A 627-nucleotide genomic window follows, 5' to 3' on the forward strand; every position below is an offset into this window, starting at 1 on the left:
GGCCCGGCGCCGAGCTGCACCGTGGCGGAGGTGGAGCAGCAACCGCCGCCACCGTCCGCCGCCTGTGCGGCGTCGGGCTCGTCGAAGAGCCCCGCGCCGCCGCACACCCCGGTCTCCGGCAGGGTCAGCTCCACCCGTTCGGCCGCCTCCCGGTCACCCGCGAGAGCGGCGGCCACGGACCGCACCTGCTCGTATCCCGTCATGGCGAGAAACGTCGGCGCCCGGCCGTAGGACTTCATGCCGACCAGGTGGACGTCCTGCTCCGGGTGGGACAGCTCCCGTACGCCGTGCGGATAGACGGTGCCGCAGGAGTGCACGTTGGGGTCGATCAGCGGGGCCAGCGCCGTCGGCGCCTGGAGGCGTTCGTCGAGCCCGAGGCGCAGCTCGGAGAGGAACGACAGGTCGGGGCGGAAGCCGGTGAGCACCAGCACCTCGTCGACCGGGTCCAGGCGCCCGCCGTCCTCCGCGACCAGCACCAGCTGCTCACCGGACCGCTCGACGGCCGCCGTGCGGAAACCCGTGACGGCGTCGGCGTGACCGTTGTCGACGGCCGCCTTGGCGGCCAGGCCGAGCGCGCCGCGCGCGGGCAGTTCGTCGGCTTCGCCGCCGCCGAAGGTGGCGCCGCTG

1 pseudogene is annotated in these 627 nt (G+C 75.0%); it reads right to left on the reverse strand.

Annotated elements, in window-relative coordinates:
• Positions 1–627 (reverse strand): annotated as a pseudogene (locus ACYVE9_RS29980) (flavoprotein); the annotation flags it as partial.

It is taken from the genome of Streptomyces sparsus (assembly GCF_054776295.1).